Below are 9,802 nucleotides of genomic sequence, written 5' to 3' on the forward strand. Positions count from 1 at the left end.
CACAAAACCCGTAATTTAAGATCAAAACCCGAAATCGCAGACCACGCGTAGCGTCGGACCATGTTCCTTGTATTTACTACCCCCGTGTTACAATACGGGGGTAGTCGGCGCGGTTTCGCGCCAACAGCAAAATAGTATACAAATTCTAAATCGTTTCCCGATCGATCTCATTACAAAGTGCAATAATTGATTCTGCAAATTTACGAGCATCATCCGTACTAACACTAATCAAAGAATCAAGTGCATTTACACGTTCTTGCCCCATAAAAAAATTAACTGCATCCTGCATACCTTTTCCTTCTTCCGGAACCTTATAATTCGACTCAACTTCCAAATAAAAAACATGACCGCCATACTGTTCAGCTTCAATAATTTTTCTCATGACCAACGCACCCCCATTTGTTACTTACCAAACCCAATAAAATCAGTCGTATCAAACAATGCAAGCTGCTTTGCAGCAGGAACAGAATAAACCGACTTATCAACGCGCTCCTGGAGAGTAGATTGCTGCTTCTTAGGATACTGCGGAAGCTTTGCATTAACCAGGAGTGCTTTTTCCTCATATTCGCAATAATCACAGCGATAGAACGTTCCTGAATTATAAAACGTTCCTTTTCTGCACCTTGGACAAATTCCATGTCTCAAAAAGCATTCACTCCTTTTTCACTTGTTGAGCCCGTTTTATCGCTTCAGCAATATCCACTTGACCGTACTTTGCTGCAGCATTTGACTCTGCCAACATAACAAGTTGCAAAGCTGCTTTCATTTCAGGCGAATTGTGTTTTTCATAAAAATCCATTAGCCATTCCAAAACACCACTTGCCGAATCTGAATAATTCAAACGATCAACCTTTTTCCAAAGCTGCGAAAACCTCGCATGAACTTCCTCGCTAACCTGTAACGTTTTTCTAGCCACCGCCGCGATCCCTCCATTAAAGAAAAATGATGTACTCAATTCATAATATTATTGTACTCATAATGAGTACAAAAGTCAATGTTTTTGTATACATCGTTTTTCCTTCAACTCAGGATCGCAGCAAGCCATATAAAACCTCAATGTCACGTGTTAACTTTGCAAAGCAACACAAGGTTAACATCGTGCCACTATTATCCACTAAGTTCTTGAGTTGTTAAAGGTGTAAGCTCGCTTGAATCAATTGTCAAACACCCAGTTCACGCGTTCCATGTTTAATTTCACGACTTATAATCCCAATCCCATTTGGAGCGCCAGTCCTCAACGTCCTCGATCTTATACTTCTTAGGGTTCAAGTCCATGAAATGCACATACAGCAGCGCATGAATGAAGAGAGCCACCAACGTAAGAACCAAATATAAGATAGGTACAAACGAGAAATCCATAGGGTGTTTCAAGAACATCAAAACCTTGAAAATATAATACAAAAAAGTCACAGCAAACGCAGCTGCTGAGACTCCAATAAAAGACAGTATCATTTTTCGACTCATAGCAACGACCTCAACAACATTTTATGTAAAAGCAACAAAGCGAAGATTGCCCAAGCCCAAGGGCTTGCCAATCCTACAAAGAAGAAAACAGCCAACAGAACAAGATAGCAAATCGCATAAACGATACCCCTGAGCCACCAATGACGATATATGCTATACATTAGGCAGCCCTCATTGATGGATGCACATTTAAGATCAAATCGCGTAAAAACGCTTCTTCTTTTTGAGAAAGCAGATCCGCTTGATAAGACGAAAGCGAAAACTGCTTATGATCATCATGCGTGATTCCAAGGTAAGCAGGAGGCTTAACCTTGAATTCAGTCGAATAAATCTTAAACACCCAATCGCTAAGATACCACAATCTTTTACCGTAGTTTTCTCCAGCTGGCTGCGGATCGCGCTCAAGCACCTGAACAAAACGACCAATTTTCATCTTGATTCGATTTTCAAATTGAATCAAACGCCTGAAAGGGTAAGCCACATCGAAAATACTTTGAGCCGAGGTTAACAGATCGACACCGTCTTTCCGATGCTGCCGAAGCTCGTAAAAGATTTCATAAGGCATTTCAAACATTTTAAGCTGATCAATAAGCAGTCCTGCTTCATCCATCAAAATCAAAGCATTTTTGACGCGCCCTAAAACTGACAAAGGATCGTGATAGGGGATAGCACCTTTAAGGGGAAAATTACTGAATACCGTTTTACCTTCCCGCATCGCATTGTAACCCCATTTTGCCATCGTTGCGGTCTTACCCATTCCTGGAAGACCCGTAAGTATTCGGATCATGTTCTTGTTCCTCCTCAGCAGCATAACGCATTCTCATTTCTTCAATATCCTGATGATTTAACCGCGCAGAAGGTGGGGCAGAGGGGTTCCTCCGGGCGCCGCCCATCGTCGCCCCTCTACCGCCATCCTTTTCCATACGCGCCGTTAAAGCTTGTAATAAAGCGCTGTTCTCTCGTTTAAGCGTTGCATAATCAGCCTGGCTAAAGTGTACCCGATTGAGTCTTAAAGTGAGCCTGTAGTCTTTAACCAGGGCGATTAAAGTATGAGCAGTCCAACCGAGAAAGAAGAACAAAACCAAAAAGAAAGTGATCAAAAGCCCTTTCACCCCAAACACTGTTAAAATCAAAGCGCCTAACACATAAATAGGTATTGACCGAAGCAGATTCTTTTTATTGAACCGCAAACTAAGATAATGCAACATTTTAAACATGCTACTTGCCTCCCGACATAGGGATAAACGACTTGATCAAAACAACAGTATAAAAGATGATAAGCGCAACGCCAAAAGCGATGACTAAACCGATAATGATCATCAAATCCGTAAGTGGAAAGATCTTATTCCAAGGCGCGATCTTATCGACAAAGTCCTGCCAATCAGTAGCAAAACGATCCCAAGGTATGCTAGGCAGTGTGAGCCAAGTCGCCATCTTATTCATAAAGTTCGACATTGTATCTAACATTTTTTCTATCATAGCAGCACCTCTAAACTGTCAAACGAGGTCGTAAGATCAGCAATATTCCATAAAAAAATTCACACCATAAAGCAATTTGTAATATACGTCTTAGCATCTCAACCTTGTCGGCCATCTCAGTAAAGTCGATTGCATCGGTGGTTACAGCACCCATCCAATTAATACGACCAAACTTTAACTGTTGCGGTGTATTCTCGATCTGCTCCGCAGACCGATCCACCATATCTTTCATGTGGTTAAGCTGATCTTTAACTTGTTCAGTCGGCAGCTTACTCTGAAAATTAGCAAGAGCCGCGTCAAACTTTGCTTGAGTAGGAGGGGTAACCGTGTAAATATCTTCTACAGCTTTTTTAACCTGATCAAGTTTACCCATCAGATCCGCACGCATTTGCTCTAATTTCGCTAATATTCGAGCCAACAAATCGTTAGACTCGTTAATCAATCCATGCGTATCCGAGTCTGTGACAGGCAACGGCTTTAAACGTATAGTTGGTGTAACCTGACTCCAACCAACAACATAAACATTCCCTGATGGAGCATTTATGTTGTCCTGGTGAAGAGCAACAACTTGGAAATAAACGTCGGAACCTATATATTGATTACTCACGTTAATATCGAGGTAATAGTATTCTTTGTAAGTAGGCGGACTAAGTGAGCGATCATAATATGGTTCAAACTCATCCACGTTAATGCCATTCGCTAAAATAATAAACTTTGTAATGCTGCGATCCATGATCAAATTATAATCCATGGTCACAGTGCCTTTGACGCTTTGATAACTCACACTTGTTGGATCAATCGATATGTCGATGCCTTGACGTTCTCCAGGACTAAAATGTTCGTCACCGAAGTTATAGTATTTATGCACTTGATAGGTTTGTGGCCCGAAATTAGGAGTGGCTGCATAAACAAAAGAAGGGGATAACGCCATAAAAAGCGTCATCCCCAAAAGAAACGTAATAACTTTTTTCATATTAAGCTTTGTTCATTTTGCGTTTAAACAGCCCGATCAACCAGGAGATACCAAAGACCACGATGATAATCGGGATCACAACAGCGACCATTGTCATGAAGTTTGTTTTCATGTCACCTGCGCCTGTTGTCAAATTGCCTGTAACCGTATCGAGATCAGGGTTTGCAGCAAAAGCAGATACCGCGTTCACAGCGATAGCGGATGTAATTACAGCAGCAGCAACGATTCTTTTACGAGCCTTATTGATTACCTTTTTGAAACCTTCCATTAGTTGCATATACTTGAACCTTCTTTCGTTTTTTAGTTAGATTTTTATTTTCTTGCGATGTGTTATAATCTTTAATCGAACGAGTGAGCTTTGCAGAGTTCATCATACGTTCAGCTTGCTGACCTTCTGACAGGTTCAGCTTCGAGGCAGCCCCAATACTTGTGGAGGCTGCTTCATTCATTTTCCTTTTCCATAGCCTGATAAGCCAAAAGATACCAAAGACCAATATGATGATGACTATGATGACCGCCATCATATTCATGAAGCTAAACTTCATGTCATTCGCACCCTCAACCAAGTAATCATTCGACTTATTCAAGTCGGGATTATTTGAGTTCGAAACGGGTGGAGGGGTTCCCTTTGGCGGTACTGATGGAGTTGGAGTTGGCGCTGTTGTTGTCGTAACAACAACTTCATTTGATTCTAAGTTACGGTCAAAGCCATCTTTATAAACGATTTTAAATCGATAAGATGTTGAAGGGCTTAAACCATTCACTTGATAAAACAACTTGTCCGTTTCTGCAAGCAAAACGCCATCTTTATAAACCTGATAATTAGCTGCACCAACGTCAGTCCAAATTAAACGAGCCGAGTCAGACGTAAAGCTCTGTACAGATAACTTGCTTATCGTCGGCTTAGGGATCGCATCCGTTTTTACCTCCACGATCGGCGAGTCAACAACACGCCCAAAAGGGTCGATCGACTTTACTTGAACGTTATAAGTCGTGTCAGGTTGCAATGACACCATATCGTAAAAGGTTGCTGTCTGCGTCGATACTAAAGTTCCATCGACATAAACGCTAAACGTCCCGCCCGCAGCCGTCCAATCAAGCATGATATGCTTATAGTCTTTAGTAGACACCCTAAGCACAATAGGTTTAACAGCAGGCAAATCTGTTGTTGTTACATCAACGGTCGAAAAGGTGATTCTGCCGTAAGTGTCAACCGCTCTAACTAGCACCTTATAAGTTGTGTTCGGCTTCAAACCCTTAAAAGTGTATGTATAACCAGTTTGAGAGTTGACCAAAGCACCATCCAAAAACACGTCATACGAGACACCGATATTTGACCAGGCAATAACAAATTGATCATAGCTCTTTGAGCCAATCGTAATCACTGGGTCACGCGGAGGATCGGGGGGCTCTGTTGTAAAGTTAACAACAGTCGATTTCACCCTTTGCCCATTTTCATCGGTATCAATGACATAGACACTATAGACCGTCGCAGGAGTTAAATTCCTTAACGTATAATAAGGTGTTGTCCCAGTCGAAGCCACTTTTGTATCATTCAGATAAAGTTCATAATCTTTCCCGACATTGCTCCAAGAGATATCAGCCGTAGTTGCAGTTACATTTTTCGCCGTAACAGCAGGTATTGCCCCGCGAGATTTAACCTCAAGCTCACGGATCTGATAGGCATTATTCGCTTTGAAAGTTATGTACCTACCATGTGGAGGTTTACCAGCATTGCCTAAAGTCGAAATATCATAAGCATAGCCAGTCGATCCAGTTGAACCCACATTCCCAAAATAAAAGTTATTCGACCAAGTTTTGACCCGATTATTGTCGTATACATCGAATGCCATCGTTCCGCCACCGAAGTTAGCGTAAACCTTGTATACGTCATATTCGGCACCTAAATCATATTCGAGAACTGAATTAATCGCCGCAGTAGCATAAGTAGATTCGTCACCATCCGTAGCATACTCAGGATTCGTTACCGTTCCCGAAACCACACGCGGAATCATGCCTTTCAAACTACCGTCTATTGGTGCAGCATGAACACTAGGAATACCAAGGTTCATTAGAATGACAGCAGCTAGAATAATTAACGGCATGAATAATGCTTTACGAAAAAGAATGCTTTGATGAATCAACAAAGAACAAATCCGAATGCGAATTCTCGTTTACATCACCCCCTTAAAAGAATCTATGAATCTATCGATTGTATGTAGCCTTGAGAATAGCTACAAAGAATCCAAACAACAAGAAACAGTAGAATATGAGAAAATCGCTCATCGACGTAAGGAGAAGTCAGAAAAATTGACCACTTCAACTGGTTGAATATCCTTAGAATCACCGTCAGCGAATCCCATGAATCCCATAAAATGATGAATCAAGAATGACACCGAGAACATGAGAATCAGTACACCGAGTAAAGAATATATGCCTATCATTTTTTACCTCCTAATGAATGCCCAAGGTTATAGGCAACATGAATGGAAAGTAGAATGAATATGAGAATGGAATAATGCTTAATGTCCGTAAGAACATCGAGAATTTGTTGAAGTAGAACTTCTGATTCCGTCACAGTGAATCATCCTCCAGTTGAATAAGAGAATCATTCACCGATATTAACTCTAACAAAGAAATCTTCATTTCCGTTTTAGTCCATTCAATCCATAGAATTGCGCGAATCACAGGTAACGGGTTGGTTTCTAGCTGCTCAAGAATAATGCGAATGTAAGCCGAATCTGTAACATTGATTAAGAATGTTTCAGTTGGATAACGATGGTCGCCGTATTGAATCACGTCGATCTGCCCGAGCTTCACACCCGAATTCTCAAGCGTTCGGAATACCGTTACAGTCCCAACGAATCCGACTTTCATCGTTAAATCTTTCTAAGTTCTTTAAGAACAGGCTGCATTTTTCCGAATTGGAATTCCATGCCGAATGATGCTACAACTTTATCGCGGAAAAGAATGCCTGTTGTGTTAACGGAAGAATCATCCCGCAAGAAGAATGTCATATTTTCAAGAGTAGAAGAATCATGAAGCTCGACACCTCGGAATGGTTTGCCTGAATTTTTACCAGTGCCCGAAATCACTTGCTTGAATAAGAATTCCTGCGTAATCAATCCAGGGTTTGTTGCAGTTTGCTGTTGTGTACTCATTTTCAATCTCTCCTTTAGAGTTTAAGTTATTGCCGGGCTTCCCGATATTTAACACAGAGTGGAGTGGAGCTGGTGCCGTTCGCGTGATCAGTCGGGCAGTGTTCCAGGCAGGACTCGTTAACTCGTACGGGCTAGGGTTTAAGTCCGATAACGCCACATATCAGACCCCGACAAGGAGCTTTGCTCCATATGGTCAACCAGGAGTGGTTAACCCTTGCAACAAAGCTACAAGTATGATTTTCAGTTTTCAAGGAACAGGGGAGTGCTTTATACACAATATATACGAACATTTGTTTGTAAAACGACTCATCGAACCTCAAAACCTTGTTAGTTCACAAAATTGTCACATTTGCATTCATGAATGCATAAACGAGAATGTGAATGCATAAATTAACAAAGTGTTCGCATCGAGTTCGCCTAAAAGTGTTCGCATATTTTTATGCATAAAGAGACAAAAAAAGGGAGCAGACACAGTGGTCGGCTCCCAGTAATTAACAATTGCATATCTAGTCAATATTAAGGGTATCCTGTATAATGACAGATAAGGAGACAGGCTGTTGTCGCAGCATGTCTCACTAGAAGGACGCTTCTGTGCCGACCAAAGCTAGCAGAAGCTTCCTTCAAAGTATATAAAAAAGCATTAAGGTAATTTTACCCTATTTGGTAGATTGTTGTCTATATCAAACTGTGTAGAATTTTGTGAAAATTGGGTGTATTGACCTATTTTAGGTCGTCAGATGGGGACTCATTGCAGTGAGTCTCTTTTTTTATGTCTTCTAACGACCCTGCTTCGAATTCATAGCGATTACGACGGCGATTAATTTCCTCCATACGCTGTTGCTGTTTTTCCTCATATTTGGCTTTTTTCTTCGAATCTAGCTTTTCTTTTTCGGCTTTAAGCTGCTCCATGAACGCATTCGCTTTATCCCATTGAGACTCATTCATGCGGTCCATGCCCTGGCTTAAAATATCAGCAAGGTAATCCTCTCCAGGGCAACCGTGAGCGACCCAAACCTCAGCAAGAGTAGGGTAGACCTGTTTGATAAGCCAGGACTGTTTTTGCGGGATCGTCTTGTCAGGTGGTTCGTTTGCGAGCCGGAGTGGTAAGGCTGCATTTAAATAATCGTTCCAAAATTTCGAACGTGGCCAACGTGACTTGTTCGAATCATCTTTCACTTTGTCCAAAAAATCTATGTAGTGCGAAAGAATTCCATAAACAACAGCACCCGATTGAATACCCGTGATAATCGTCATAATTGCATTGTGTGCGCGTTCATCTAGCATTTGGATCTCGAAACGGTTCCAGGTTGTTAACTTGTCTTGGATCTCGAAGCCCTCGTTTTTACGCTCAAGATTTTTCTCGTAGCAGCGTGCCTGGATATCGGAAGTAGGAGAGCCGAAGTAGAGGGTGTTACCCAAGTTTTCGCCGCCCTCGATCCGCATCTTGGAAATGGCGCGAACGGTCTTGAACTTCGATTTACATGTATTTCGTTTTACTCTGGCGATCAGCTGCGCGACCGTAAAGAATGGTTTATCGCCATCATAACGAAATTCGTCGATCGCTAAATCAAGCCTGGAGAATTTCCCGTTACAATTCAATACACGTTCGAAAAGGCAAGTCCATGTATCCTGATCGAAGTTCGTCCAATGCGTTTCATACTCGCGGCAGCCTTGACCACTAATTTGAATATGAATGCCCATGTCAGCAGTGATCCCTTCATACAAAATCCGGATCTGACCACAAGCTTTTTGCTTCGTATAACGGTACAATCCATAAGGCATATCAATAAATTCTTCTTCCGGAATTCCTAAAATTTCATAGGCGAAATTAATATCAGTAGAGTAGGGGAAAGTGAACTGCACCCAGTCTACAAGGCTTGTCATAAATTCTTCTCTTTTCAAAGAACCACGTCCGATCTATTTAAGTAAATTCAAAGAATCGCCTGTATTCATCCGAGATGAAATTATTTCCTCATCAGGGTTTACATTTTCTTTTTGCTCGATCTTTTTAAAAATTTGGATCCGATTAATGTATCTAGTCCATTCAATAGGGACATCTTTTTCTTGTTTGCCATCCTCTGCAAAAATCTCTTTATTACGCGCTTGCCACTTAGTGCCATCGGGCATATCTAAGACAAAATCCACTTCAACCAATGCGATTCCGTTCTCAAATTTCAAAACGTTTTTTTGTCCTTCTTTCCACATTCCAAAAACCTTCTTTCGTTTTTTTTATTTTCTCATGTGCAGCTTACGGAAATACTCGGACCGAGACCGAGCATAGCCGGCTGCAATCATTTCATCGATGAACTCCCATTGATCCGCCCTTAATGTAATCGAAACCTTTACAGATCGATTAGAAAGAGCAGGGGAAGGCTTGATACTTGCCCGATCCAAGTTCGGGAATAATTCTTCAGCTTCGAAACACAAGTCGTCATAATCAGAACATATAGCCTCAAAACGGCGCACGAAAGCGTCCGAATTCGTTTTAATCCTTCGGTGACGATAAAGGCTATGGCAGCGTAACGAAATTTCTACAAATCCGTTTATGAGACTTCTACGAGTTCGAACAGTTTTTAAAAGCTTCACAAGCTCACGAGATTGAGCAGCGAGATCCAGGAGACCAATACGTAAATCCATGTAACATTAAGCCGCCTTGATTAGAACTTTTGATAGTGTTAAAACCCTTATAGCAAAATAGTATATAAACTTCTTCACAAAACCCGTA

General features: G+C 41.4%; 15 protein-coding genes. All 15 read right to left on the reverse strand.

Translation table 11 applies throughout. The features are described 5' to 3' along the window. Positions 1-145 precede the first annotated feature (145 nt). Complete coding sequence (locus tag AC3G2T_RS38255) at positions 146-382, reverse strand: hypothetical protein (protein WP_488438745.1); 237 nt, start codon at positions 380-382, stop codon at positions 146-148. A 20-nt stretch (positions 383-402) separates the two neighbouring features. Continuing rightward, positions 403-645, reverse strand: a complete 243-nt coding sequence (locus AC3G2T_RS38260; RefSeq protein WP_488438746.1) for a hypothetical protein — start codon at positions 643-645, stop codon at positions 403-405. 7 nt (positions 646-652) lie between these two features. Then, a complete protein-coding gene (locus AC3G2T_RS38265) occupies positions 653-916 on the reverse strand; it encodes a hypothetical protein (RefSeq protein WP_488438747.1) in 264 nt (87 codons plus the stop codon). Positions 917-1,194: 278 nt separating this feature from the next. Further along, on the reverse strand, positions 1,195-1,371 hold the full coding sequence (locus AC3G2T_RS38270; protein ID WP_488438748.1) for a hypothetical protein: 177 nt from the start codon (positions 1,369-1,371) through the stop codon (positions 1,195-1,197). Between the two features lie 253 nt (positions 1,372-1,624). Beyond that, positions 1,625-2,251: a hypothetical protein gene (locus tag AC3G2T_RS38275; RefSeq protein ID WP_488438749.1), complete on the reverse strand. Its 627-nt coding sequence runs from the start codon at positions 2,249-2,251 to the stop codon at positions 1,625-1,627. Next, positions 2,214-2,681, reverse strand: coding sequence for a hypothetical protein (locus tag AC3G2T_RS38280; RefSeq protein ID WP_488438750.1), 468 nt, complete (start codon positions 2,679-2,681; stop codon positions 2,214-2,216). Before AC3G2T_RS38280 ends, AC3G2T_RS38275 begins: the two co-directional genes overlap by 38 nt. A 1-nt stretch (position 2,682) precedes the next feature. Further along, a complete protein-coding gene (locus AC3G2T_RS38285) occupies positions 2,683-2,943 on the reverse strand; it encodes a hypothetical protein (protein ID WP_488438751.1) in 261 nt (86 codons plus the stop codon). A 10-nt stretch (positions 2,944-2,953) separates the two neighbouring features. After that, the gene (locus AC3G2T_RS38290) at positions 2,954-3,916 is read right to left on the reverse strand and encodes a hypothetical protein (RefSeq protein WP_488438752.1); all 963 of its coding nucleotides are present in this window, start codon (positions 3,914-3,916) and stop codon (positions 2,954-2,956) included. A gap of 1 nt (position 3,917) precedes the next feature. After that, complete coding sequence (locus tag AC3G2T_RS38295; protein ID WP_488438753.1) at positions 3,918-4,193, reverse strand: hypothetical protein; 276 nt, start codon at positions 4,191-4,193, stop codon at positions 3,918-3,920. Next, positions 4,156-6,063 (reverse strand): fibronectin type III domain-containing protein, encoded by a 1,908-nt coding sequence (locus tag AC3G2T_RS38300; protein ID WP_488438754.1) that lies wholly within the window; start codon positions 6,061-6,063, stop codon positions 4,156-4,158. The genes AC3G2T_RS38295 and AC3G2T_RS38300 overlap by 38 nt, the downstream gene beginning before the upstream one ends. A 427-nt stretch (positions 6,064-6,490) precedes the next feature. Then, entirely contained in the window at positions 6,491-6,793 is a 303-nt protein-coding gene (locus AC3G2T_RS38305; RefSeq protein WP_488438755.1) for a hypothetical protein, read from the reverse strand. A 2-nt stretch (positions 6,794-6,795) separates the two neighbouring features. Next, positions 6,796-7,077, reverse strand: a complete 282-nt coding sequence (locus tag AC3G2T_RS38310) for a hypothetical protein (RefSeq protein ID WP_488438756.1) — start codon at positions 7,075-7,077, stop codon at positions 6,796-6,798. A 720-nt stretch (positions 7,078-7,797) separates the two neighbouring features. Further along, a complete protein-coding gene (locus AC3G2T_RS38315; RefSeq protein WP_488438757.1) occupies positions 7,798-8,979 on the reverse strand; it encodes a replication initiation factor domain-containing protein in 1,182 nt (393 codons plus the stop codon). A gap of 15 nt (positions 8,980-8,994) precedes the next feature. Continuing rightward, on the reverse strand, positions 8,995-9,282 hold the full coding sequence (locus tag AC3G2T_RS38320; protein WP_488438758.1) for a hypothetical protein: 288 nt from the start codon (positions 9,280-9,282) through the stop codon (positions 8,995-8,997). Positions 9,283-9,306: 24 nt separating this feature from the next. Next, on the reverse strand, positions 9,307-9,714 hold the full coding sequence (locus AC3G2T_RS38325; protein WP_488438759.1) for a hypothetical protein: 408 nt from the start codon (positions 9,712-9,714) through the stop codon (positions 9,307-9,309). Between the last annotated feature and the right edge of the window lie 88 nt (positions 9,715-9,802).

This window comes from Paenibacillus sp. sgz302191 (assembly GCF_057749925.1).